Genomic DNA, 25,456 nt, shown 5'->3' with positions numbered 1-25,456 from the left:
CTGACAAGCCGCCCCGGACCCACGGCGCGGCACCTATCTGGAGACAGCAATGAAGGATGCGAAGTATCGGCTCGCCGGGCCACGATGGCTGGCGGGCATGCTGGTAATGGCTTCGGCGATGGCAGGCGCCTCAGGCGCGGCAGCGGCCGATGCCTATCCGGCCAAGCCGATCACCCTGGTCGTGCCCTACTCCGCCGGCGGCCCGACCGATGTCGTCGCGCGCACGCTGGCGCAAGCCATGTCGCAAGACCTTGGCCAGAGCATCGTGGTGGAAAACCGCACCGGAGCCGGCGGCACAGTCGCCGCCGCCTTCGTCGCCCGCGCGCAGCCCGACGGTTATACGCTGCTGATCCACCACAACGGCATGGCGACCGCGCCGGCGCTGTACAAGAAGCTGTCGTATGCGCCGCTGAAGGACTTCGACTACGTCGGCCAGGTGGCGGACGTGCCGATGACGCTGATGGGTCGCAAGGATCTGCCGGCGAAGACGGTGCCGGAACTGATCCGGTACGTGACACAGAACAAGGACAAGGTGTCGCTGGCCAATGCCGGCCTGGGCGCCGTGTCCCAGCTTTGCGGGCTGCTGTTCGAACAATCGGTGCACGTAAAGCTGAACGCCATCCCCTACCAGGGCGCGGGCCCTGCGCTGACCGCGCTGCTGGGCGGCCAGGTCGACCTGCTGTGCGATCAGACCACGGCCACCCTGCCGCATATCCAGGCCGATCGGGTGCGCCTGTTCGGCGTTACCACGCCGGCACGCATCAAGGCGCTGCCGCAGGCCCCGACGTTGCAGGAAGGCGGCCTGAAAGGCTTTGACGTCAAGGTATGGCATGGCATCTACGCGCCCAGGGGCACACCGCGGGCCGCCGTCGATCGCCTGACCAAGGCATTGCAGAAGGGGCTGAAGGATCCGGCCGTGATCAAAAAGCTGGACGGACTCGGCGCGGAAATCGTTCCGGTCGACAAGCAGACGCCGGATGGCCTGCGCACGCTGCTGAAGGCGGAAAGCGACAAGTGGCAGCCGCTGCTGAAGTCGATGAAGGTCGAGGCCGACTAAGCCCGCACTCCTTTCCTGGCAATACGTTAAAATCTTCCATCTTCCGGGCGGACCTTCCTGGTCCGCCCAGTCCGCCTGACTGGTGCCCCCGCGCACCGCTTCTGTCTGCGCCCGGCTCTGCGGCGCCGCTCAATTCCCCGATTTAGCTGGTTTTAGCCATCGATGCCGTCGCGTTGCCGTCTCGGCGCGCGCTTCGGCGGTCCGTCATCTCACCCGGAGTTCCCGTATGCCATCGCCGTTTCTTCTGCCCGTCCTGGCCCTTGCCGTCTGCATGGTTGGGGCCGCGGAGTTCATGCTCGCACCGATGCTGGCCCCGCTCGCCTCGGCCTTCAACACGTCCCCGGCGCATGTGTCGGGACTGGTCTCGGCCTACGCCTTCTCCTACGCCGCGGCGGCGCCGCTGATGGGCTGGCTCTCGGATCGGGCCGGACGCCGCAGGGTGCTGCTCGCTGCCATGCTGCTGTTCGCGATGGATAGCATTGCGCTGACGCTGGTGCCGACACTGCAGGCGGCAATGGCGCTGCGAATCCTTGGCGGCCTGGCCGCCGCCGCGACGATCCCGACCGTGTTCGCCCTGATTGCCGACCGGATTCCGCCGGCGAGACAAGCCGGCGCCATGGGTGGCGTCATGCTTGGCATGACGGCGGGGATTGCGGCTGGTCCCGCGGTGGCCGGTTTGCTGGCGGAGGCCTGGGGGTGGCGCGCGCCGTTTCTGGTAATCGCCGTCAGTTGCCTGGCGGTCTTCGCAACAGGCTGGCATGTGATTCCCCGCGCTTTGCCGTACGCCCGCGCGGCTGAGTCATTGCCTTCCAACGAGAAGGCATACGCTGGCATCTTCCTCCTTCTATTCGCAAAAGGGGCATGGAACGGCAGCGCAGTAGCGGGCTATGTCTTTGCGGGCGAAGTGTTGCGGATGCGATATCAACTGGAGGTTGGAGCCGTCGGCATTGCCGTTTCCGTATTCGGTGTGGGGCTGGGAATCGGCAATATGCTGGCGGGATATTGCAGCCGGCGTTACCAGCGCCAAGAGAACACCTTGGTTGCAGCCACCATGGTTGTGGCCGCGTCCATGACATTGTTCCTGACGACTGCCGTCGGGCTGCCCGCGGCGCTGGGATGTCTGCTGGCCTGGGGAACTGCGCTGGGGATCGCGGCACCTGCGAGCACCGCCATCCTCGCGCAAAGGGCCGGCGCAAACAAAGGAAAGGTGCTGGCGGTGTCGGAAAGCCTCAATAACGTGGCCGTATTGATGCTGTTGCCGGTCGCTGCAAGCGCGTCGGCAACCGACGGTGTCACGCCTGCCGCGGCGTTACTCGGTGGAATCTGCCTGGCTGGTGCCATCGGCAGTGCCACGGCACGGCGTCGGGAGGTGTAGCAAGAAAATGCGAGCGCAACGTTTTGGCCGCGCCAAAGACAAAACCCCTCGCAGCACACGCTGTCGAGGGGTTTTGCACAATAAGAGCCTGGCGATGACCTACTTTCACACGGGAATCCGCACTATCATCGGCGCGGAGCTGTTTCACGGTCCTGTTCGGGATGGGAAGGGGTGGTTCCAGCTCGCTATGGTCACCAGGCATGAGGGGTTGTGGCGCTGTCTGTGGACAGCGTCACGAATCGGGATGTAGTGTTGGTTGTGCGTGTATCGAGGCACAAGGCGATCGCTCTACCCGTGTGAAACACACTGGTTATAGGATCAAGCCTTACGGGCAATTAGTACTGGTTAGCTTAACGCATTACTGCGCTTCCACACCCAGCCTATCAACGTCCTGGTCTCGAACGACCCTTCAAGGAGGTCAAGCCTCCAGGGAATCCTCATCTTCAGGCGAGTTTCCCGCTTAGATGCTTTCAGCGGTTATCTCTTCCGTACATAGCTACCCTGCGATGCCTCTGGCGAGACAACAGGTACACCAGCGGTACGTCCACTCCGGTCCTCTCGTACTAGGAGCAGCCCCCGTCAAGATTCCAACGCCCACGGCAGATAGGGACCAAACTGTCTCACGACGTTTTAAACCCAGCTCACGTACCTCTTTAAATGGCGAACAGCCATACCCTTGGGACCGGCTACAGCCCCAGGATGAGATGAGCCGACATCGAGGTGCCAAACACCGCCGTCGATATGAACTCTTGGGCGGTATCAGCCTGTTATCCCCAGAGTACCTTTTATCCGTTGAGCGATGGCCCTTCCATTCAGAACCACCGGATCACTATGTCCTGCTTTCGCACCTGCTCGACTTGTCGGTCTCGCAGTTAAGCACGCTTTTGCCATTGCACTTTAGGTACGATGTCCGACCGTACCAAGCGTACCTTCGAACTCCTCCGTTACACTTTGGGAGGAGACCGCCCCAGTCAAACTGCCTACCATGCACTGTCCCCGACCCGGATTCACGGGCCAAGGTTAGAACCTCAAACAAACCAGGGTGGTATTTCAAGGACGGCTCCACGTGAACTGGCGTCCACGCTTCAAAGCCTCCCACCTATCCTACACAGATCGGTTCAAAGTCCAATGCAAAGCTACAGTAAAGGTTCATGGGGTCTTTCCGTCTAGCCGCGGGGAGATTGCATCATCACAAACACTTCAACTTCGCTGAGTCTCGGGAGGAGACAGTGTGGCCATCGTTACGCCATTCGTGCAGGTCGGAACTTACCCGACAAGGAATTTCGCTACCTTAGGACCGTTATAGTTACGGCCGCCGTTTACCGGGACTTCAATCAAGAGCTTGCACCCCATCATTTAATCTTCCGGCACCGGGCAGGCGTCACACCCTATACGTCCACTTTCGTGTTTGCAGAGTGCTGTGTTTTTATTAAACAGTCGCAGCCACCATTTTATTGCAACCCCTTCACCCTTCTGGCGCAGGCCAGTCAAGCTACCAGGGCGTACCTTATCCCGAAGTTACGGTACCAATTTGCCGAGTTCCTTCTCCCGAGTTCTCTCAAGCGCCTTAGAATACTCATCTCGCCCACCTGTGTCGGTTTGCGGTACGGTCTCGTATGACTGAAGCTTAGAGGCTTTTCTTGGAACCACTTCCAATTGCTTCGCAGCACTAGGCCGCTCGCCCCGTAGCCTTGAATTACGCGCCCGGATTTGCCTAAGCGCCTTCTCCACTACAGGGACCGGGACTTCCAACACCCGGACAACTTTCCGCGATCCGTCCCCCCATCGCATCATACGACGGTGCAGGAATATTAACCTGCTTCCCATCAGCTACGCATCTCTGCCTCGCCTTAGGGGCCGACTCACCCTACGCCGATGAACGTTGCGTAGGAAACCTTGGGCTTACGGCGAGGGGGCCTTTCACCCCCTTTATCGCTACTCATGTCAGCATTCGCACTTCTGATACCTCCAGCATCCTTTACAAGACACCTTCACAGGCTTACAGAACGCTCTCCTACCACGCACTTGCGTGCGTCCGCAGCTTCGGTATATAGCTTAGCCCCGTTACATCTTCCGCGCAGGACGACTCGATCAGTGAGCTATTACGCTTTCTTTAAAGGGTGGCTGCTTCTAAGCCAACCTCCTGACTGTTTTAGCCTTCCCACTTCGTTTCCCACTTAGCTATATTTGGGGACCTTAGCTGGCGGTCTGGGTTGTTTCCCTCTTGACACCGGACGTTAGCACCCGATGTCTGTCTCCCGTGATTGCACTCTTCGGTATTCGGAGTTTGCTATGGCGGGGTAATCAGCAATAGACCCCCCAACCATGACAGTGCTCTACCCCCGAAGGTGAGACACGAGGCACTACCTAAATAGTTTTCGGAGAGAACCAGCTATTTCCAGATTTGTTTAGCCTTTCACCCCTATCCACAGCTCATCCCCTAACTTTTCAACGTTAGTGGGTTCGGTCCTCCAGTACGTGTTACCGCACCTTCAACCTGGCCATGGATAGATCATCTGGTTTCGGGTCTACACCCAGCGACTCAACGCCCTGTTCGGACTCGCTTTCGCTACGCCTTCCCTAACCGGTTAAGCTTGCCACTGAATGTAAGTCGCTGACCCATTATACAAAAGGTACGCCGTCACCCCCGAAAGGGCTCCGACTGTTTGTATGCATGCGGTTTCAGGATCTATTTCACTCCCCTCCCGGGGTTCTTTTCGCCTTTCCCTCACGGTACTGGTTCACTATCGGTCGATCACGAGTATTTAGCCTTGGAGGATGGTCCCCCCATCTTCAGACAGGATTTCACGTGTCCCGCCCTACTTGTCGTACACCTAGTTCCACAATCGTGTTTTCGCATACAGGGCTATCACCTGCTATGGCCGGGCTTTCCATCCCGTTCTGCTAACACCACTGCTAAAGAGTACAAGGCTCTTCCCATTTCGTTCGCCACTACTTTGGGAATCTCGGTTGATTTCTGTTCCTGCAGCTACTTAGATGTTTCAGTTCGCCGCGTTCGCTTCCCACACCTATGAATTCAGTGTGGGATGATGACCCATTCGGGCCGGGTTTCCCCATTCGGACATCTCCGGATCAAAGCTCGTTTGCCAGCTCCCCGAAGCTTTTCGCAGGCTACCGCGTCCTTCATCGCCTGTGATCGCCAAGGCATCCACCACATGCACTTGTTCGCTTGACCCTATAACGAGTGTGTCTCGATCGCTCGAAACAGTCGCTACAGGTTGAGTTCTCGCATTTGTGCCGTATTCCAAGTCATCTTTCGATCACTTTAAAATACATTTGGTTGATACAATCACAACCCGGTATCGCGTTTGTACTGCAGCGTCTCATCAACGCTCGCGACACCTTTACTACATCCCATATTGTTAAAGAACAGCCGATCTTGCGATCGCTTGGCAATGCCAAAGGAAAGCACTCAGCAAGCGCTTTCCTTTGACAACCAACTCCAGGTATCCGTACTCACTCAATTAGAGGTAGTGGTGGAGGATGACGGGATCGAACCGACGACCCCCTGCTTGCAAAGCAGGTGCTCTCCCAGCTGAGCTAATCCCCCTCGGATAACTTGGTGGGTCTGGTAGGACTTGAACCTACGACCCCCGCCTTATCAAGACGGTGCTCTAACCACCTGAGCTACAGACCCTTGGCTGTAACAGCAAACAAACCGATAAGTGTGAACGCTAGGCTTGAGACACAAGCCTCTGGAAAGGAGGTGATCCAGCCGCACCTTCCGATACGGCTACCTTGTTACGACTTCACCCCAGTCATGAACCCTGCCGTGGTAATCGCCCTCCTTGCGGTTAGGCTAACTACTTCTGGCAAAACCCACTCCCATGGTGTGACGGGCGGTGTGTACAAGACCCGGGAACGTATTCACCGCGGCATGCTGATCCGCGATTACTAGCGATTCCAGCTTCACGTAGTCGAGTTGCAGACTACGATCCGGACTACGATGCGTTTTCTGGGATTAGCTCCCCCTCGCGGGTTGGCAACCCTCTGTACGCACCATTGTATGACGTGTGAAGCCCTACCCATAAGGGCCATGAGGACTTGACGTCATCCCCACCTTCCTCCGGTTTGTCACCGGCAGTCTCTCTAGAGTGCCCTTTCGTAGCAACTAGAGACAAGGGTTGCGCTCGTTGCGGGACTTAACCCAACATCTCACGACACGAGCTGACGACAGCCATGCAGCACCTGTGTCCACTTTCCCTTTCGGGCACCTAATGCATCTCTGCTTCGTTAGTGGCATGTCAAGGGTAGGTAAGGTTTTTCGCGTTGCATCGAATTAATCCACATCATCCACCGCTTGTGCGGGTCCCCGTCAATTCCTTTGAGTTTTAATCTTGCGACCGTACTCCCCAGGCGGTCAACTTCACGCGTTAGCTACGTTACTGAAGAAATGAATCCCCAACAACTAGTTGACATCGTTTAGGGCGTGGACTACCAGGGTATCTAATCCTGTTTGCTCCCCACGCTTTCGTGCATGAGCGTCAGTGACGTCCCAGGGGGCTGCCTTCGCCATCGGTATTCCCACATCTCTACGCATTTCACTGCTACACGTGGAATTCTACCCCCCTCTGACATACTCTAGCCTGACAGTCACAAGCGCCATTCCCAAGTTGAGCTCGGGGATTTCACGCCTGTCTTATCAAACCGCCTGCGCACGCTTTACGCCCAGTAATTCCGATTAACGCTCGCACCCTACGTATTACCGCGGCTGCTGGCACGTAGTTAGCCGGTGCTTATTCTTCCGGTACCGTCATCGACCCGGGGTATTAGCCCAGGCCATTTCTTTCCGGACAAAAGTGCTTTACAACCCGAAGGCCTTCTTCACACACGCGGCATTGCTGGATCAGGGTTGCCCCCATTGTCCAAAATTCCCCACTGCTGCCTCCCGTAGGAGTCTGGGCCGTGTCTCAGTCCCAGTGTGGCTGATCGTCCTCTCAGACCAGCTACTGATCGTCGCCTTGGTAGGCCTTTACCCCACCAACTAGCTAATCAGACATCGGCCGCTCCTATCGCGCGAGGCCTTACGGTCCCCCGCTTTCACCCTCAGGTCGTATGCGGTATTAGCTAATCTTTCGACTAGTTATCCCCCACGACAGGGCACGTTCCGATGTATTACTCACCCGTTCGCCACTCGCCGCCAGGCCGAAGCCCGCGCTGCCGTTCGACTTGCATGTGTAAGGCATGCCGCCAGCGTTCAATCTGAGCCAGGATCAAACTCTTCAGTTCAATCTCTGTGTGGACCCGAAGGTCCTCGCTCTTTCGAGCGGTCGCTCACTCTCAGAAAACTGACTGACCAGATCCGAAGACCCAGTCACGTTTTGCTGTGCGAGCACTGTATAACTTGAAGCAGCACTGTCCGGAGACAGCGGCGTCCGCTACCCAGCGCCCACACTTATCGGTTGTTTGCTTGTTAAAGAACTTCGCCACCCGGCTTTGCCGTTCAGCGCGCTGCGTTGTCTGCAGCAGAGAAACGAGATTATGCAGAGCTTTCTTCGTTTCGTCAACCGTTTGCAGCAATCTTTTTTGCTGCCGTCAGCGCTGCAAACCTCGCTGCGCCAACCTTCCGGCCAACCCCGCAACCCTTGCTGCGCCTGCCTTGCAGGGACCGCGTCGTGTTGCGAGGGGGCGAATAGTAAGCGAGCGCGGCGGGGTTGGCAAGGGGTATTTGAAAACTTCTTCGTGCCGCCATCGGCGGCCCCTTAAAATCGGCAAATGCCTGACCTGCCTACCTATCAACCGTCGCGCCTGCCAGCGGACGGTACCCGCCTGCTAGACGCCCAGTCGCTGGCCGCCGCACTGTCGCGTCCTATTGTCTTTGTCGATCTGGAGACCACCGGCGCCGACGCCCAGCGTGACCGCATCACCGAGATCGGCGTGGTCGAAGTGGGCCCCGACGGTATTGTCGAATGGGAGACCCTGCTCGACCCCGGCATGTCGATCCCGCCGTTTATCCAGCGCATGACCGGCATCAGCGACGACATGGTGCGCGGCCAGCCCACCTTCGAATCCCTGGCCGAGTCGCTCGCCGAGCGCCTGCAGGGCCGCCTGTTCGTGGCCCATAACGCACGCTTCGACTACGGCTTCCTGAAGAATGCGTTCCGGCGTGCCGGTGTGACGTTCCGGGCCGACGTGCTGTGCACCGTCAGGCTCTCGCGCTCGCTGTATCCATCGGTCGAGCGCCATGGCCTGGACGCGCTGATCGCCCGCTTCGGCCTGACGCCCAAGGGCCGGCACCGCGCGCTGGCCGATGCCGAACTGCTGTGGCAGTTCTGGCAGAAGATCCATGCCACCTATTCGGTCGACCTGGTCGAAGCGGCGGTGCGCACGCTGGTGCGGCGCGCGAGCCTGCCGGCCGGCCTGGAAGAGACCGCGCTCGAAGACGTGCCCGCGGCACCGGGCGTCTATATCTTCTATGGCGACCAGGACGTGCCGCTCTATATCGGCAAGAGCGTCCACCTGCGCCAGCGCATCGGCGCGCATTTTTCCGGCGACTACCGCTACGGCAAGGATATGCGGCTGGCACGGCTGGTGCGCCGGGTCGAATGGCGCGAAACCGGCGGCGAAACCGGCGCGCTGCTGCTGGAAGCCCGCCTCGTCAAGGCCATGCAACCGGTGCACAACCAGTTGCTGCGCCGGAATACCCGCCTGTACGCCTGGGAGCTGCCGCAGCAGTTGCCGGTGCCGCGCCTGCGCTCGGATCGCAACACGGACTTCTGCCGGCCTCGCGACCTGTTCGGCGTCTTCGGCAGCCGTGGCGCGGCCGAGGCACGGTTGCGCGCGCTGGCCGAGGAGCACGGCCTGTGCATGGCCACGCTGTCGCTCGAAAAGACCACCCGACGTGGCAGCCCCTGTTTTGCGCGCCAGGTCCACCGCTGCGCCGGCGCCTGCGTCGGCGTGGAATCGTCGCGCGAACATCGTGCCCGTGTGGCCGCCGCGCTGGGGCCGATCGCGCTGGTGCCATGGCCGTTCGACGGCCCGGTGGCCTGGCGCGAGCAACACGGCGCGCGCGCCTGGTGGCATGTGGTGGACGAGTGGTGCTACCTGGGCTGCGCGGACACGCTGGAAGACGCCGGCGCACTGGCCGCCGCGCCCGCGCATTTCGACCTGGACACCTACCAGATCCTGGCGCCGCGCCGGGAGCAATGGATGCCGGACGCGGTGCCCCTGTCCGTGCGGCGGGATTTCACGCTGACCGCGCCGGAGACCGCCGCTGAAGCCCCGCGTCCTGCACGCACGGTGTCGACGCCTGCTGCACGAAAGTCCTTTGCCACAGCAGGGCAGCAAACCCTGGGCTTGTTTGCCGAGTAGGTCCGCCTTACCGCAGGCCCCGGCAATCTGTACGCCAAGCCCCAAAAGCCCCTTGCAATCGATGTGACGGCTCCACTAGTCTCCACAGACCGGCCCTTGCCGACGGCCGCGCCGATGTGGAGTCCCCATGCCCGCCGATCCAGCCCCAGTAGCGTATGCCGCCCGAACCGTGGCGCGCAGGCATGCCCGCGTCTCGGTCCTGTGCGCGGCGACCTTGGGGGCAAGTTTGGCGGCGGCCTGCGCCGGAATCGGGACGGGCGCGATGCAAGACGTCATCGATTCCTGGAAGAGCGTTCCGGTCGATGAGGCGAAGCGCCAGTGGGGCCCACCTCAGGCCGTACAGGCCCTTCCCGCCGGCACCGCCTACGTCTGGACCGATTCCGTGCCGGCCGCGCGGCCGCCAGGCAGCGGCCCGCGCGATGCCGGCATGGAGCGCACGCCTGTGCCGGGGCAATGCCAGCGCAAGCTGGTGGCCGATCCCAATGGCATCGTGACCGGCGGTGAATGGCGCGGCGACGCCTGTTGCATCACCGCGCTGGCCGGGCGCTGCGCCGCGCTCAAATACCGGGCGCGCGGCTGAAGCCGGCCATCGCCCGGCTCTGCTCCAGCCGTGTTCAGCGTTCCGGCCACGCGCCGGTATCGGCCAGCACCGGCGAGAATTCCCGGAACGCGAAGCGCAGCGGCAGCACGCGCTCGCGCCGCACCACGCGCTCGACATGCAGCCGCACCAGCCGCTCGGCGCCGGCGTAGGCGGCCAGTTCCTCGCCCTCCCAGATAACCTCGGCGCGACCGCCCACATGCAGCAGCGAACCGTCGGCAAAATCCGGCACGACGATGCCCGCACGCGGATCGGCCAGCAAGTTGCCGATCGTGTTGAAGAAGTTATTGCCGTTGAAATCCGGGAACGTCAGGGTATGGGCGTCGTCCACGCGGATAAAGCCAGGCTTGCCGCCGCGGTGCGAGACGTCGACACCCCCTGCGTGCTCGCCCTCGTCTTGCGGCGACGCGATATGGCTGGACGCGATGAACAGTGTATCGGCGCCGCGCAGCCAGGCACTGGCATGCGCGTCGAGCGCGTCGCCGTGCCATGTCGCGGGCGCGGCGGCAGGCTCGGCAGCGGCTACGTCGCGCAGCTGGATGTAGCGCGGGCAGTTGCCGAAGCTCTGCTCGACCTCGACCGTCAGCCCCACCTGATCGCGCGCCACGATGATCCCGTTCATGCGGTTGCGCCGGCGCGTGGGCAGCTCGATGCCCAGCAGCCCGATGCGGGCGCCCTGCTCCAGCGCCGCGGCCAGCGGATCGCCGGGCAATGGCACTGCGTCGATGCGCAGGTGCGTGGCGTCCGGCGTCTGCGCAAACCCGGGCGGTCCGACCAGCAGCGTGGCCCACGGCATGCCGTCGGCATCGACCGCGCCGGCCAGCAGGAACGGCAGTTGCGCAAAGAACGTGCGGTGCTGTTCCGGCATCTCGCCGCGGATCACGCGCGGACCCGCCGCGGCCATGCGCTCGCGCTTGCCGGCGCGCTGCTGTGCCGCGAGTTCGCCGGCGTGGAATGGCAGGCCGGCATGCGGCCAGGTGGGCAGGTCCATGGTTTGCTCCTTCGCAACGGAAATGGCTTGGCGCTCGCCGGATGCAAGGGCTAGGCGGCCAGGCTGGGCTTCGATACCACCATCGGCACGAAGCCGGGCAATGCCTCGACGCGGCGCAGCCAGGCACCGAGCGCCGGGTACGGCGCCAGCGGCACGTTGCCTTCCTCGGCGCGGGCGATGTAGCTGTAGGCGGCCACGTCGGCAATGGTGGCGTGATCGGCGGCGAGGAAGGAGCCCCCGGCCTGCACGGACTCCATCAGCGTGAACAGCCGCTGCGCGCGGGCGACGGCGTCTTCCATCGGCACCGGGCGCCCGAACAGCACGCCCAGGCGCGCGGCGGCCGGGCCGAACGCAATCTCGCCGGCCGCCACCGACAGCCAGCGCTGCACGCGGGCGGCACCGACCGGATCGCGCGGCAGCCAGCGGCCGTCGTCATAGCGCGTGGCCAGGTAGACCAGGATCGCGTTGGAATCGCCCAGCACCACGCCGTCGTCGTCCAGCACCGGCACCTGGCCGAACGGGTTCAGGCGCAGGAAGGCCTCGCTGCGCTGCTCGCCGCCGCGCAGGTCGACGTCCACCAGCCGGTAAGGCAGGCCCAGCAGCCCCAGCATCAGTTCGGCGCGATGTGCGTGGCCGGACAGCGGCGAACGGTACAACACCAGCGGCCTGGCGGGCACGGCGGGGGAATTGGTCTGTTGCATGGCACTCTCCTGAGCGGTTGGTATGGACGGATTCTCGGGGCCGGCGACACTGGAATAAATGGGGCCATTGATATTTAACTACTCCAGAAAATGGAGTAATGTTTGGCGCCATGGACAAGCTACGTGCGATGCAGACCTTTGTGCGGATCGTCGACGAAGGCAGCCTGACGGCCGCCGCGGCGTCGCTGCATACCTCGCTGCCGGCGGTGGTACGCACGCTGGCGGCGCTCGAATCCGAACTGCAGGTGCGGCTGCTCAACCGCACCACGCGGCGGCTGTCGCTGACCGCCGAGGGGCGCAGCTACCTGGATGGCTGCCGGCGCATCCTGGCCAATATCGACGAAGTCGAAGCCGGCCTGACCGAGAGCCATGTGGAGCCCAGCGGCCAGCTCACGCTGACCGCCTCGGTGCTGTTCGGCCAGATGTACGTGGCGCCGGCGGTGACGCGCTTCGTGCAGCGCTATCCGCGCGTGCGCTGCCGCATGGAATTCACCGACCGCGTGGTGAACCTGCTCGAGGAAGACCTGGACGTGGGCGTGCGCATCGGCCCGCTGGCCGACTCCACGCTGGTGGCGCAATCCGTCGGCCGCATCCGCCGCGTGGTGGTCGCCACGCCCGCCTATCTGCGCAAGCACGGCGTGCCGCGCCACCCGGACGAGCTGGCCGGCGCCAACTGCTTGCGCTTCACCGGCAACCATGCGCACTGGTGGTCGTTCCGCGACGGCGAACGCGAGTTCCATGTGCCGGTGTCGGGCAACCTGGAGTTCAACCAGACCGCGCCCGCCGTGGCCGCCTGTGCCGCCGGTGCCGGCTTCGGTCATTTCCTGTCGTACCAGGTCGCGCAACTGGTCGAAGAGCGCAAGCTGCGCATCGTGCTGGAAGACTTCGAGCTGCCGGCATGGCCGCTGTCGCTGATCTATCCCCACGCGCGGCTGCTGCCGGCGCGCACCCGCGCCTTTATCGACTGGATGCGCGACGAGCTGAGCCCGCGGTTCAGCTAAGCCCTGACCTCACGCACGCATTCAGAATGTTCTGATGGATGGCCCCGCAAAGCGCAAGGCACGCGGCTCGCGCCGTCGTGCGCCACACGGCATCCGTGCGGGGCATTTGCAGGGCCAACCGACAAAACCCCTTGACGCATTGCGGTGCGCACCGGTATTTTCAAATTCGAATCCGAATTCGAATACGGAAATACGACCATGTCAGCGACGCCGTCCAGCTTCCCCGCCAACGCTTCCTTCCCCCGTATCGACACCCCCTCGATCCTGCAACCGCCCCGGCAGCGCCGGGCGCGCGAGACCGAACAGGCCTTGCTCGGCGCAGGCCGCGAACTGCTCGCGACGCGCGACTTCGCCGCGGTCTCCGTGGCGCAGATCGCAGCGGCGTGCCAGGTCTCGGTGGGCGCCTTCTACGGGCGCTTCCGCGACAAGATGGCCTATTTCGAGGCGCTGCGCGCGCTGGTGATGGAAGAGACCTCGGCCTCGATCGACCGCTACCTGGCGCAGGAACGCTGGGAAGATGTCGCCACCCCGGTGCTGCTGGAAAAGACCGCCAGGTTCATGGTGCTCGGCACGCTGGCCAACCGTGGCGTGATGCGCGCGTCGCTGCGCCATGCCTCCACGCGTCCCGAGGAATGGCTGCCCCACCGCCAGAACGGTGAAGCGATCGTGGAGCGGATGGTGCAGCTGCTGGTGCCGCGCCTGCCGCTGCCCGCCGACACCGCCGAACTGCGCGTGCGCTTTGCCATGCAGGCCGTCTTCAGCGTGCTGGTCAATGCCGTGCTCAACGAGTCCGGCCCGCTGCACCTTGACGACGAGCGGCTGATCACCGAGCTGAGCCGCCTGATGGCTGGCTATCTCGACGTCAGGCCGGCCGGGACCGCCTGAGCCTGCCGGGTAATGCAGCCGGGCCATGGCTGCTATGAATTTGGGCGGCGCTTGCTTGGCGGTGGCGCCGGCGCTCCCTACAATCTGCCCACGCCCGGCCCCGCGCCGAGGCAGCCCTATCCGCCTCACTGCTTATCGGGACCGCTCATGGCCACGCTTTTCCTCGTCCGCCACGGACAAGCCTCGTTTGGCGCCGCCAACTACGACTGCCTGTCGCCCACCGGCCGGCAGCAGGCGCGCTGGCTTGGCGAATATTTCGCTGAGCGCGGCGTCAGCTTCAGCCGGGTCGTGGCCGGCACGCTGGTGCGCCAGCAGGACACCGCCACGGAAATCCTGGCCGGCATGGGGCAGCCGCAGGCCGCGGTGATCTCGCATCCCGGCCTGAACGAATACGACGGCGAGGCGCTGTACCGCTGCCACACCGGCGGCGCCGACCACCGCGCCCACCAGAACTCCGATTACAACGACTACTGGCGCACCTTCCGCGCGGCCTACGCGGCCTGGACGCAGGACGGGCTGGCCGACATGCCCGAGAGCTGGGCCGACTTCGGCGCGCGCATTGCCGGCGCGCTGGCGCAGGCCAGCGAGGGCACCACGCGCGAGGACGCCATCCTGGTGGTCAGCTCGGGCGGCGCCATCGGCCGCGCCACCGCCGACCTGCTCGGCGCGCCGGCGCAGGCCGCGATCGAGATGAACCTGCAGTTCCGCAACACCGCGTTCTGCGAGATCATCGTCGGCCGCGGCGTGCAGCGTCTGCTGAGCTTTAACAACGTGCCCCACCTCGAGCGTGCCGACCGGCGCAGCGCCGTGACCTTCGCCTGACGCGCATGGCGCGCATTGCGCGCTCGGCGCTATCCGCCGCTCCAATGACAATGGCCGCGATTGCGCGGCCATTTTTTTATCTTTCTCCGGCTGCTGGCGCGGGCACTTTGACATGCCCGCGCCGCCGGTCCTTCTCCCTTTACTGCCTTTTCTCGTGCTCGGTGTCGTCGCTGCGCCTCTGCTTTACAGGCGCTCGACAATGGTCACATTGGCCAGCCCGCCGCCTTCGCACATGGTCTGCAGGCCGTAGCGCTTGCCATGCGTATGCAGCGCATGCACCAGCGTGGTCATCAGCTTGGCGCCGGAGCCGCCGAGCGGATGGCCCAGCGCGATCGCGCCGCCATGCACGTTCAGGCGCTCCGGGTCGGCGCCGGTGGCCTTGAGCCAGGCCAGCGGCACCGGCGCGAAGGCTTCGTTGACTTCGAACAGGTCGATATCGCCGATGCGCAGGCCGGCGCGCTTGAGCGCCACTTCGGTGGCCGGCAGCGGCGCTTCCAGCATCACCACCGGGTCATGGCCGATCACGGTCATGCTGTGCACGCGCGCCAGCGGCTTGACGCCCAGCTTCTTCAGGCCGGCCTCGTTGACCACCATCAGGCCCGCGGCGCCGTCGCAGATCTGGCTTGCGGTAGCGGCGGTGACACGGCCGCCTTCCGCGATCAGCTTGACGCTGCCGATGCTTTCCAGCGTGGCGTCGTAGCGGATGCCTTCGTCGGTGGTGTGCATCTCGCCATTGGCGCCATCGGCGGTGCGCACTTCCACTGGCAGGATCTCGGCGCTGAAGCGGCCGGCCTTGGTGGCGGCGATGGCGCGCTGGTGGCTTTGCAGCGCGTAGGCGTCGAGCTGTTCGCGCGACAGCTCGTACTTGCGCGCGATCATCTCGGCGCCGGTGAACTGGCTGAACTGCACGCCGGGGTAGCGCGCCTCGACGCCCGGGCTCTTGGGCACGCCGAAGCCGTTCTTCGCCGGCAGCTGCGAGGACAGGCCCATCGGCACGCGCGTCATGCTTTCGACGCCGGCGGCGATGACGATGTCCATCGCGCCCGACATCACCGCCTGCGCGGCAAAGTGCAGGGCCTGCTGCGACGAACCGCACTGGCGGTCGACCGAGGTGCCTGGCACGCTTTCGGGCAGGCGCGAGGCCAGGATGGCATTGCGCGCCACGTTGCCGGCCTGCTCGCCGACCTGGCTCACGCAGCCCATGATGACGTCTTCGACCAGCGCAGGGTCAGCGCCGGTGCGTTCCACCAGTGCGTCGAGCACCTGGGCGGCCAGGTCGGCCGGATGCCAGCCCGACAGCTTGCCGCCCTTGCGGCCGCCGGCGGTACGGACCGCCGCGACGATGTATGCCTCTGCCATGTGATCTCCTTGGTTCGGTGCAGGCCGCCCGGGCAGCCCTTGTGTTGTGCGGCATGCCGGCGCGGGTGCCGGCAGCATCGATGGTTATTGTTGCGCCGCGGGTGGCGGCGAGCGTCGTCGAAAGCGACGAAGTTGCCGCAACGCTCAGGCGCGCGGCGCCAGCACCGCGAAGATCGCCGTGGCGCGCAGCAGGCAGCGCTCGCCGCTGAACAGCCGGCAGGTACCGTAGCGCAGCCGCGAGCCGAGCTTGTCGAACTCCACGCGGGCCTCGACCCAGTCGCCCGGGCGCGCCGAGTCGAGGTAGTCGAGGCTCAGGTTGACCGTGACCGCGCTTTTGGCGCGGCCGGTTTCCAGCGACATCATCATGCCGATGGCGGTATCGGCCAGTGTCGCCAGCATGCCGCCGTGCGGAATGCCCAGGTTGTTCAGGTGGCTCTCGTCGATGCGCACTGCCAGCGTGCGGCGTTCGGCGTGCAGGTAGAGCTGGCCGAAGCCCGCCATGTAGCCGCTCATCCGGCGCAGGGGGACAAAACCCTCGGGCACGTCAGCGCCGGGTTCGGCCGGCGCGACGATGGCGCGGGTCATTGCCGCCTCGATTTCCGCCTCGGCCATGGCGTCAGGCAAAGTAGCGCGAGGCCACGCTGAGGTGTTCGCGGCAATCGGCCACCATGCGCGCGATCAGTTCTTCGCAGCTGGGCACGTCATCGATCAGGCCCACGCACTGGCCGGCGCTGATGATGCCGCCGTCGGTCTCGCCGGCCTTGAGCGCGGCCTTGCCGCGCACGCCGGCGACCAGGTGCTTGACGTCCTCGAACTGCGCACCGCCGGGACGGCGCTCGATGCTCACCACTTCGTCCGACACGGCGTTCTTGAGCACCCGCGCGGTGTTGTGCAGGGTGCGGAAGATCAGGTTGGTGTCGCGCTCGCTGGCCTGCACCAGCGCCTGCTTGACGTTGTCGTGGATCGGCGCCTCGCGCGTGGCGCAGAAGCGCGTGCCCATGTTGACGCCCTCGGCGCCCAGCACCAGCGCCGCCGCCATGCCGCGTCCGTCGGCGATGCCGCCCGAGGCGATCACCGGGATCGACAGCTTGCGCACCGCCTGCGGAATCAGCACCATGCCGGGCACATCGTCCTCGCCCGGATGGCCGGCGCACTCGAAACCGTCGATCGAGACCGCATCCACGCCCAGCCGCTCGGCCGACAGCGCATGGCGCACCGCCACGCACTTGTGGATCACCTTGATGCCCGCGGCCTTGGCCCGAGCGATATGTTCCCTGGGGTTGTTGCCGGCGGTCTCCAGCACCTTGACGCCGCTCTCGATGATGACGTCGAGGTAGCGCGCGTACGGCGGCGGGTTGATCGACGGCAGCAGGGTCAGGTTCACGCCGAACGGCTTGTCGGTCATCTCGCGGCAGCGGCGGATCTCGGCGGCCAGGTCCTCGGGCGTGGGCTGCGTCAGCGCCGTCAGGATGCCCAGGCCGCCGGCGTTGGAAACGGCGGATGCCATTTCGGCGTAGCCAACCCATTGCATGCCACCCTGGATGATCGGGTAGCGGATGCCAAGCAGTTCGGTGATGCGTGTCTTCATGGTGGTCCTTTTGCTGTCTGCGGGCAGCGGCAACGGCGCAATGTCGCGATGTGCCGGCCCTGCCGCCTGATCGGCATCAGTCTACGGTGGTGGGCGCCGTTACAGCCTCGTCGGAAGCGACGATTGCGGGCGGCGCAATCTGCACTAGTGTTGGGCGAGCCCCGCCCCGCTGCCGGCACGTGTTCCGGCACCCTTCGGCATCCTTCCCATCTCCAGCAGGAGTCCCGCATGACGCCAGCCACGCCTTCGTTCGAAACCTTGCGCTATGCCGTTGAAGACGGCGTCGCCACCATCACCCTGCACCGCCCGGACCAGCTCAATGCCTTCACCGCGCAGATGATGCACGAGCTGATCGCCGCGTTCGACGCCACCGATGCCGACGACAACGTGCGCGCGGTGATCGTCACCGGCTCCGGGCGAGCGTTCTGCGCCGGCGCCGACCTGTCCGGCGGCAGCTCCACCTTCGATTTCGAGAAGCGCTATGGCGCCAGCCCGGACACCGCGCATCGCGATGGCGGCGGGCGCGTGTCGCTGCGCATCTTTCGCAGCCTCAAGCCGGTGATTGCCGCGGTCAACGGCGCCGCCGTCGGCGTCGGGGTGACCATGCAGCTGCCGATGGATATCCGGCTGGCCTCGACCGATGCCAAGTTCGGCTTTGTCTTTGCACGCCGCGGCATCACGCCGGAAGCGGCGTCGTCGTGGTTCCTGTCGCGCGTGGTCGGGATCTCGACCGCGCTGGAGTGGTGCTATACCGGCCGCGTGTTCTCGGCCCAGGAGGCGCACGAACGCGGTCTGGTGCGCTCGCTGCACGCGCCCGAAGACCTGCTGCCGGCAGCGCAGACGATTGCCCGCGAGATCGCCGCCAATGCCGCGCCGGTGTCGGTGGCGATCTCGCGCCAACTGATCTGGCGCATGGCCGGCGCCAGCCACCCGATGGAAGCGCACAAGATCGACAGCCGCGCGATCCAGTCGCGGGGACGCTCCGCCGACGTGAAGGAAGGCGTCAGCGCATTCCTGGAAAAGCGCCCCGCCGCGTTCCCGGAAACCGTGTCGCACGACATGCCGGACTTCTTCGACTGGACCAGCGAGCCGCCCTTCGCCTGATCCGCCCACGTCGATCCCTGTTTCCGGAGTCACCATGAAAGTCAGCCAGGCCGTCGCCAGCCGCAAGTCCGTCCGCGGCTTCCTGCCCCGGGCCGTTGCGCCCGACACCATCCGCCGCGTGCTCGACGCCGCGGCGCGCGCGCCGTCCGGCGGCAACCTGCAGCCGTGGCACATCCATGTGGTCGGCGGCGAGGCGCTGGAGCGGCTGCGCGGCATCATGCGCGCGCGCATCGCCGAAGCCCCGACCGGTGAAGCGCGCGAGTACGACATCTATCCGCGCGAGCTGGCCTCGCCCTACCGCGAACGCCGCTTCCAGGTGGGCGAGGCGCTCTACCACCACCTCGGCATCCCGCGCGAGGACAAGGCCCGGCGGCTGGCGCAGTTCGCCAGCAACTTCACCTTCTTCGGCGCGCCGCTGGCGCTGTTCTGCACGGTGGACCGGCGCATGGGCCCGCCGCAATGGTCGGACCTGGGCATGTACCTGCAGACGGTGATGCTGCTGCTGCGCGAAGAAGGCCTGGACAGCTGCGCGCAGGAGTGCTGGGCAATGTATCCGCAGACCATCGCCGAATTTTTGTCGCTGCCGGCCGAACGGATGCTGTTCAGCGGCATGGCGATCGGCTACGAGGACCCCGAGGCGCCCGCCAACCGGCTGCGCGCCGGGCGCGCGCCGCTGGCGGAATTCACCGAGTTCATCGGTATCTGAATCGGTATCTGAGCCGGAGGTTCAGAGCAGGCCGAGCTGGCGCGCGATCGCAACCGCCTGGGTGCGGTTGCTGGCGTGCAGCTTGGCGCTGATATTGCGGAGGTGCGTGCGCACCGTGGTCTCTGAAACGAACAGGCGCTCGGCCATGGCGACGTTGGAATAGCCCTCGGCCAGCAGGTGCAGCACCTTCTGCTCCTTGGGCGTCAGCGGCTCGACCAGCGTCGCCGGTGCGGGCCGGCCGGCGCTGCCGGCCTGCTCCGCGGCGGCCTGGCCGCAAGCCTGCAGCAGCTTTTCGACGTAAGGGGCTGGCAGGCTCGCCGCCTGGCGCGTGCAGGCGTCGGCCACCAGCCGGCGCACATCGTCACCCTCGTCGGCAAAGATGCGCACGAAGCCTTCGGCCGCGCCGAAGCGCAACGCCTCGCCCATCACCACCAGCGCATGCGCGCCGTCGCCGCAACGCTGCCACGCCTGCGCCAGCAGGATGCGCAGCTTGAGCGCGCGGCGCATCAGCTGGTTGCCCGCGGCGGCCGCCAGCTCGCGCTCGATGGCCTCGCGCACCGGCGTGCCCGGGCGCGCGTACAGGTCCAGCCGCAGCCGGCCCAGCGTGATGTCTTCGACATCGCTGGCAAAGGAGCTGACGCCAGGGCGCGTGCGCCACAGCGCCGGATCGGCGGCGCGCTCGATCGCCTCCTGCGCGGCATGCACATTGCCCTGGCGCAGCGCCAGGCGGGCGCGCTCCAGCATCGCCGCCATCACCAGCCGCGTCAGGCCGCGATGGTGGCCCAGCGCTTCGAGCTGGGCCAGCCATTCGTGGGCCTGGTCGGTCTCGCGGCGCTCGAAGGCGATACGGGCCAGCACCGCGTGGCCGGTGATGATCTGGTCGGGCAGGCCGAGGTCGCGCGACAGCGGCAGGTAGACGTTGAGCAGCCGGCTGGCGCGCTCGGAATCGCCGCTCTCGTACAAGCCCTCGGCCAGCAGGATGCCGGCCATGGCGTTGCCGTTGGTGGGCCCGAAGCGGTTCGGCAGCATCGTGCTGGCGGCGATGCGGAAGCGCGCCAGCGCCTGCTGCAGCCGGCCCTGGCGCAGGTCGATCAGCCCTTCGACCGATTCCGAGAAGATCTTGTTGAAGTTGCTGTCGGACCCGCGCACCGCGTGGCGCGCCACCTGCAGCAGCCGCCGCGCCTCGGGGTAGTCCCCGGCCACCGCGGCCAGCCGCGCCATCGAGGTGGCCAGGATCGCGTCGGGGAAGGCATAGCCCATCGGCAACGGCGGCAGCTCGTTGCGGGCAAAGGCGCGCGCGTCGTCGAAGCGGTCCATCATGTTCAGCAGCATGTGGCGCAGTGCGCGGATATGTGCCAGCAGGTCGCCGGCCGCGCCCTCGGTGGGGATCTGCTGCAGCAGCGCGATGGCTTCGGCCGGCCCGCGCGTGAACGATACCGCCCATACCCGCGCGATCTGCAGCTTGGGCAACCGCGCCAGTTCGTCGGCGGGCACCGACTCCAGCCAGCGCGTCAGCAGCCGCATGCGCCCCTGTGCCAGCAGGTCGTCGGCAGCGCTGTCGAGCAACTGCAGCGCATGCGTCAGCGCACCGGCGGCGAAGGCATGCTCGATGGCCGGCACCAGGCGCCCCTGCGACTCATACCAGCGCGACGCCGACAGGTGCAGCTGCGGCACGGACTCGGGCATGGCCTGCGCCAGCTGCGCGCGCAGGAAACCGGAAAACAGGCTGTGATAGCGATACCACTGCTCGGGCGCGGCGCCCGAGCCGCGTTCGCCATAGCGTTCGCTCTCCAGCGGCAGCAGGAACAGGTTGGCGCGCTCCAGCCAGGCGAGGATCTCCTCGCTGCTGCCGGCGGCGGGCTGGCACACCGCGTCGCACAGCGGCCCGCACAGCTGGTCCAGGATCGAGGTGCGCAGCAGGAAGTCGCGCACCGCTTCGGGCAGGTGCAGGAAGACGTCTTCGACCAGGTAATCGGCAATCGCCGCGTTCGAGCCCGAGAAGCCGGCGATAAAGCCCTCCGGATGGGTGCGCCGCTCCAGCGCCACCGACGCCAGCCACAGCGCCGTGGCCCAGCCCTCGGTGCGCCGGTGCAACACGCTGATGGCGGACTGTTCCAGCTTCAGCCCGCGCGCCTGGCGCAGGAAGGAAGCGGTCTCGTCGGCGGAAAAGCGCAGCTGCGCGGGCTCGATCTCGAGCAGCTCGCCGCGCGCGCGCAAGCGGCCCAGGCCGGTTTCGGGCACCCAGCGCGTGCCGATCACCACGCGGCAGCCCGGCGGCAGGCTTTCCACCAGCTGCCAGACCAGTCCGGCCACGGCAGCGTTCTGCACGGCTTCGAAATCGTCGAGGAACAGCGTGAAGTCGCCGTGATGGCTGGCGAGGCGGTCGATCAGCGCCAGCGCCTGCTCGCCCGGATCCTGCGCCAGCGCCTGGCGCGCGGACCGGTCCGGCCCGCCGCTGCCCAGGCCCTGTGCGATGGCGGCCTCGATCGAGCCGAGGAAGCGCGAGGGGTCATTGTCGGAGCGGTCCAGCGTCAGCCATGCGGTGCGGCCGCCGGCGGCCTCGAGCCGCGCGCGGCACTGGAGCATGGCAGTGGTCTTGCCGAAGCCGGCGGGTGCGCGCACCAGCACCAGCTTGACGAAGCCCGCCGCGCACACGGCATCGCAGATTGCCGCGCGCTGGACCTGGAACGGGGTCAGCAGCGGCGGGCGCAGCTTGGCGGCCAGCGACGCCGCGCCGGCGGGTGGCGGCGTGCGCCGTCCGGTCTCCTCGATACTTGCCATTGGCTGTCAGTGGTCTCCCGCACATCGCGGCCCCTGGCGGGCGCGCCATGCGCCCCCGGCGCTGCAGGATGCAGGCGGGTGGCCGTGGCTGTGTTGTAGCGAGGCATTATGACGTAAACCGCCGCGCTGGCGAAAACGCGGGCAGCGGCCAGGCACCGTTTGCCGCTGCCTCACACCAGCTTGCTGGCGTGTCCGGCCCAGTAGCGGTCGCGCAGCAGCCGCTTGAGCAGCTTGCCGGTGGGCAGGCGCGGCAACTCGGGCTCGAAGTCGACCGAGCGCGGGCACTTGATGGCGGACAGGTTGGCGCGGCAGAACGCAATCAGCTCGGCGGCCAGTTCGGGCCCGGCCTGGCCCATGTCGGCGGGCTGCACCACGGCCTTGACCTCTTCGCCGAAATCCTCGTTGGGCACGCCGATCACGGCGACATCCATCACCTTCGGGTGCGTCATCAGCAGGTTCTCGGCCTCTTGCGGATAGATGTTGACGCCGCCGGAGATGATCATGTTGGCCTTGCGGTCGGTCAGGTACAGATAGCCATCCGCATCCACGTAGCCGACATCGCCGATGGTGCTCCAGTCCGGATGCTGCGGATGTCGCGTCTCCGCGGTCTTGGCCTCGTCGTTGTGGTACGTGAACGGGCGGCCCTCGGCAAAGTAGATGGTGCCCGGCTCGCCCGGTGGCAGCAGCGCGCCATCCGGTCCGCAGATGCGCAGCTTGCCCACCATGGCGCGCCCGACCGTGCCCTTGCGTTCCAGCCATTGCGGCGTGTCGACCACGGTCACGCCGTTGCCCTCGGTGCCGGCGTAGTACTCCCAGATCACCGGCCCCCACCACGCGATCATCGCTTCCTTCACCTGCACCGGGCACGGCGCGGCCGCGTGGATCGCCACGCGCAGCGACGACACGTCATAGCCCTGCCGCTGCGCCTCGGGCAGCTTGAGCATGCGCGAGAACATCGTCGGCACCAGTTGCGTATGCGTGATGCGGTGTTGCTGCACCAGCCGCAGGAACTGCTCGGCATCGAAATGCTCCATCACCACCGCGGTGCCGCCCAGCGCCTGCACCGACATGGTGTAGCGCAGCGGCGCCGCGTGGTACAGCGGCGCGGGCGACAGGTAGCGCGAGTCGGCATCGAAGCCATAGAGCCGCTGGCACAGCGCGGTCAGCGTCGTCGGCGCGTCGATGTCGGGACTGGACGGGGGCGCGTACACGCCTTTGGGCCGTCCCGTGGTGCCTGAGGAATACAGCATGTCGCCGCCGGTCACCTCGTCGGCGATGCGCGTGGCCGGACAATCGGCCAGCGCGGTCTCATAGGCCTCATAGCCGGGCACCGTGCCGTCCAGCATCAGGCGCGCCTGCAGCGCCGGCGTCTGCCCGGTCAGCGCCGCGGCGATCTCCGCCTGCGCGTGCGTGGTGACCAGCACGCGCGCGCCGCTGTCATTGACGATATAGGCCGCGTCGGCCGCGTTCAGGCGCGTGCTCAGGCAGATATAGACGATGCCGCTGCGCTGCGCGCCCCAGCACAGCTCGAACAGCCGCGGATGGTTCTCCACCATGAAGGCCACGCGGTCGCCGGGGCGCAGGCCGAGCTTGCGGAACAGGTGGGCGACCTGGTTCGAGCGCTGGTCCAGCTCGCGGTAGGTGACGACGACGCCGCTGCCGCCCATGATGACGGCGGGCTTGTCGTGCGTGCGCTGCGCGTGGATGTGCGGATGCATGGCGTTGGAGCTCCTCGACTGGGACGGTGGGTGGACGGATGCCGATCCCGCATTCTCGGAACCCTGGCCGGTTCGACCATCGTCGGAAGCGACGAAGCGGCACGGCCGCGTTTTGCCGCAGCGCCGCAAAAAGAAGGCCGCCGCCGGCCCGCCACAGGCACCGCCTTCCGGCCCGCATCTGAGCTTCGTCCGATGCGACGATGCGCCGCCCGCCGGCCTGGCCGGAAGATGCCCGCCAGACTACCGCCCTCACGCCTCACCCTTATCCGAAGGAGCCAAGGTGGATTTCCAGTTCAGCGAAGAACAGTCGATGCTGCGCGACACGCTCGCGCGTTACCTGGCCGATCACTACGATTTCGAAGCCCGCCGCGCGGCGGCGCAGTCCGCGGCGGGTTGGCGCCCGGACTGCTGGCGCGCGTTTGCGCGCGACCTGGGCATCCTGGGCGCCGCGTTTCCCGAGCACCTCGGCGGCCTGGGCGGCGGCGCCGTCGAGCATATGGTGGTGATGGAACAGCTGGGCCGGCACCTGGTGCTGGAACCCTACCTGGGCACCGTGGTGCTGGGCGGCGGCGCGCTGCTGCACGGCAGCCCCGAGCTGGCCGCGCAGTGGATCCCGGCCATCATCGGCGGCGAGGCTACGGTGGGTTGGGCCCATGCCGAGCCCGCCAACCGCTACTGCCGGCACGACGTGCAGGCCAGCGCCACGCGCCAGGGCGACGGCTACCGGCTCAGCGGCCACAAGCACGCGGTGGCCGGCGCACCGTTCGCCTCGCATCTGCTGGTCAGCGCCCGCAGCAGCGGCGCACGCCGGGACCAGTGCGGCATCAGCCTGTTCTGGATCGCGCGCGACACGCCGGGCGTGACGCTGCGCGAATATCCCACCTTCGACGGGCAGCGCGCCGCCGAGGTGCTGCTCGACAACGTGCAGGTGCCGGCCAGCCAGCGCATCGGCGCAGAAGGCGAAGCGCTGCCGCTGATCGAGCAGCTGTGCGACCACGCCATGATCGCGCTGGCCGCCGAGGCCAATGGCGCGATGGCGCGCATGCTGGCCGACACCATCGACTACGCGCGCCAGCGCAAGCAGTTCGGCGTGCCGATCGGCACCTTCCAGGTGCTGCAGCACCGCATGGCCGACATGTACATGCAGCTGGAGCAATCGGTGGCGCTGACGCAGGTGGCAGCCATGCAGGCCGCCGCCGCGCCGCAGACGCGCGCGCAGGCCGCGTGCGCGGCGAAGATCCAGGCCGGTCAGGCGGGCACCTTCGTCGGCCAGGGCGCGGTGCAGATCCACGGCGGCATGGGCGTGACCGAGGAGCTGGCCGTGGGCCACTACTTCAAGCGCGTCACGGCGATCGACCTGCAGTTCGGCTCGGCCGAGCACCACCTGCGCCGCTATGCCGACCTGCTCTATCCCGCCCGGGACGCGGCCTGAAGCCGC

The 25,456-nt window shown here is 65.9% G+C and carries 17 protein-coding genes, 2 tRNA genes and 3 rRNA genes; 10 read left to right on the top strand and 12 right to left on the bottom strand.

From position 1 onward, the window contains the following. Positions 1-49 precede the first annotated feature (49 nt). Together ACEI37_RS09380 and ACEI37_RS09375 are read left to right on the top strand one after the other, a co-directional pair. The gene (locus ACEI37_RS09380) at positions 50-1,057 is read left to right on the top strand and encodes a tripartite tricarboxylate transporter substrate-binding protein (RefSeq protein ID WP_373376453.1); all 1,008 of its coding nucleotides are present in this window, start codon (positions 50-52) and stop codon (positions 1,055-1,057) included. A gap of 226 nt (positions 1,058-1,283) precedes the next feature. Then, the gene (locus ACEI37_RS09375) at positions 1,284-2,432 is read left to right on the top strand and encodes an MFS transporter (protein WP_373376452.1); all 1,149 of its coding nucleotides are present in this window, start codon (positions 1,284-1,286) and stop codon (positions 2,430-2,432) included. 86 nt (positions 2,433-2,518) lie between these two features. Here ACEI37_RS09375 and rrf read toward each other — a convergent pair. The 5 genes from rrf to ACEI37_RS09350 form a co-directional block, all read right to left on the bottom strand. After that, positions 2,519-2,631, bottom strand: a 5S ribosomal RNA gene (gene rrf / locus ACEI37_RS09370). A gap of 115 nt (positions 2,632-2,746) precedes the next feature. Next, a 23S ribosomal RNA gene (locus tag ACEI37_RS09365) occupies positions 2,747-5,628 on the bottom strand. Positions 5,629-5,927: 299 nt separating this feature from the next. Further along, a tRNA-Ala gene (locus tag ACEI37_RS09360) sits at positions 5,928-6,003 on the bottom strand. 10 nt (positions 6,004-6,013) lie between these two features. Beyond that, a tRNA-Ile gene (locus ACEI37_RS09355) sits at positions 6,014-6,090 on the bottom strand. A 62-nt stretch (positions 6,091-6,152) separates the two neighbouring features. Then, positions 6,153-7,682 (bottom strand): 16S ribosomal RNA (locus ACEI37_RS09350). The 16S, 23S and 5S rRNA genes sit together here with 2 tRNA genes alongside, the layout of an rRNA operon. Before the next feature lie 486 nt (positions 7,683-8,168). On the opposite strand from ACEI37_RS09350, the gene ACEI37_RS09345 reads away from it, so the two are divergent. Both ACEI37_RS09345 and ACEI37_RS09340 read left to right on the top strand, forming a co-directional pair. Further along, on the top strand, positions 8,169-9,764 hold the full coding sequence (locus tag ACEI37_RS09345) for an exonuclease domain-containing protein (RefSeq protein WP_373376451.1): 1,596 nt from the start codon (positions 8,169-8,171) through the stop codon (positions 9,762-9,764). 127 nt (positions 9,765-9,891) lie between these two features. Beyond that, entirely contained in the window at positions 9,892-10,344 is a 453-nt protein-coding gene (locus tag ACEI37_RS09340; protein ID WP_373376450.1) for a hypothetical protein, read from the top strand. A 34-nt stretch (positions 10,345-10,378) separates the two neighbouring features. Here the strand turns inward: ACEI37_RS09340 and ACEI37_RS09335 are convergent, their stop codons facing one another. Then, positions 10,379-11,353: a pyridoxamine 5'-phosphate oxidase family protein gene (locus ACEI37_RS09335; RefSeq protein WP_373376449.1), complete on the bottom strand. Its 975-nt coding sequence runs from the start codon at positions 11,351-11,353 to the stop codon at positions 10,379-10,381. Between the two features lie 50 nt (positions 11,354-11,403). Beyond that, positions 11,404-12,054 carry a glutathione S-transferase family protein gene (locus tag ACEI37_RS09330; protein ID WP_373376448.1) on the bottom strand — a complete coding sequence of 217 codons (651 nt, stop codon included), beginning with the start codon at positions 12,052-12,054 and terminating at the stop codon, positions 11,404-11,406. A gap of 98 nt (positions 12,055-12,152) precedes the next feature. On the opposite strand from ACEI37_RS09330, the gene ACEI37_RS09325 reads away from it, so the two are divergent. The 3 genes from ACEI37_RS09325 to ACEI37_RS09315 all read left to right on the top strand — a co-directional run bounded on the left by ACEI37_RS09325 (position 12,153) and on the right by ACEI37_RS09315 (position 14,762). Continuing rightward, a complete protein-coding gene (locus ACEI37_RS09325; RefSeq protein ID WP_373376447.1) occupies positions 12,153-13,055 on the top strand; it encodes a LysR family transcriptional regulator in 903 nt (300 codons plus the stop codon). Between the two features lie 198 nt (positions 13,056-13,253). Continuing rightward, positions 13,254-13,940, top strand: coding sequence for a TetR/AcrR family transcriptional regulator (locus ACEI37_RS09320; protein ID WP_373376446.1), 687 nt, complete (start codon positions 13,254-13,256; stop codon positions 13,938-13,940). 147 nt (positions 13,941-14,087) lie between these two features. Beyond that, positions 14,088-14,762: a histidine phosphatase family protein gene (locus ACEI37_RS09315; protein WP_373376445.1), complete on the top strand. Its 675-nt coding sequence runs from the start codon at positions 14,088-14,090 to the stop codon at positions 14,760-14,762. Positions 14,763-14,945: 183 nt separating this feature from the next. On the opposite strand, the gene ACEI37_RS09310 is transcribed toward ACEI37_RS09315, so the two are convergent. The 3 genes from ACEI37_RS09310 to ACEI37_RS09300 form a co-directional block, all read right to left on the bottom strand. Continuing rightward, positions 14,946-16,121, bottom strand: a complete 1,176-nt coding sequence (locus tag ACEI37_RS09310; protein WP_115712659.1) for an acetyl-CoA C-acetyltransferase — start codon at positions 16,119-16,121, stop codon at positions 14,946-14,948. A gap of 144 nt (positions 16,122-16,265) precedes the next feature. Next, positions 16,266-16,733 carry a PaaI family thioesterase gene (locus ACEI37_RS09305; protein ID WP_373376444.1) on the bottom strand — a complete coding sequence of 156 codons (468 nt, stop codon included), beginning with the start codon at positions 16,731-16,733 and terminating at the stop codon, positions 16,266-16,268. Between the two features lie 4 nt (positions 16,734-16,737). Continuing rightward, complete coding sequence (locus ACEI37_RS09300) at positions 16,738-17,709, bottom strand: nitronate monooxygenase family protein (protein ID WP_115712655.1); 972 nt, start codon at positions 17,707-17,709, stop codon at positions 16,738-16,740. 228 nt (positions 17,710-17,937) lie between these two features. Between ACEI37_RS09300 and ACEI37_RS09295 the strand changes: the two genes are divergently transcribed. Then, complete coding sequence (locus tag ACEI37_RS09295; RefSeq protein WP_373376443.1) at positions 17,938-18,813, top strand: crotonase/enoyl-CoA hydratase family protein; 876 nt, start codon at positions 17,938-17,940, stop codon at positions 18,811-18,813. Between the two features lie 34 nt (positions 18,814-18,847). Then, positions 18,848-19,519: a nitroreductase gene (locus ACEI37_RS09290; protein WP_373376442.1), complete on the top strand. Its 672-nt coding sequence runs from the start codon at positions 18,848-18,850 to the stop codon at positions 19,517-19,519. A gap of 21 nt (positions 19,520-19,540) precedes the next feature. Here the strand turns inward: ACEI37_RS09290 and ACEI37_RS09285 are convergent, their stop codons facing one another. Together ACEI37_RS09285 and ACEI37_RS09280 are read right to left on the bottom strand one after the other, a co-directional pair. Continuing rightward, complete coding sequence (locus tag ACEI37_RS09285; RefSeq protein ID WP_373376441.1) at positions 19,541-22,300, bottom strand: LuxR C-terminal-related transcriptional regulator; 2,760 nt, start codon at positions 22,298-22,300, stop codon at positions 19,541-19,543. Positions 22,301-22,470: 170 nt separating this feature from the next. Next, the gene (locus ACEI37_RS09280; RefSeq protein ID WP_373376440.1) at positions 22,471-24,018 is read right to left on the bottom strand and encodes an AMP-binding protein; all 1,548 of its coding nucleotides are present in this window, start codon (positions 24,016-24,018) and stop codon (positions 22,471-22,473) included. Positions 24,019-24,298: 280 nt separating this feature from the next. Between ACEI37_RS09280 and ACEI37_RS09275 the strand changes: the two genes are divergently transcribed. Further along, entirely contained in the window at positions 24,299-25,450 is a 1,152-nt protein-coding gene (locus ACEI37_RS09275; RefSeq protein ID WP_373376439.1) for an acyl-CoA dehydrogenase family protein, read from the top strand. Positions 25,451-25,456: the final 6 nt, after the last annotated feature.

The sequence above is a fragment of the Cupriavidus nantongensis genome (genome assembly GCF_041726985.1).
Taxonomy (GTDB): Bacteria; Pseudomonadota; Gammaproteobacteria; order Burkholderiales; family Burkholderiaceae; genus Cupriavidus; species Cupriavidus nantongensis_A.
The sequence above is the reverse complement of the archived record's forward strand: the minus strand, read 5'-3'. Positions and strand labels throughout refer to the sequence as shown.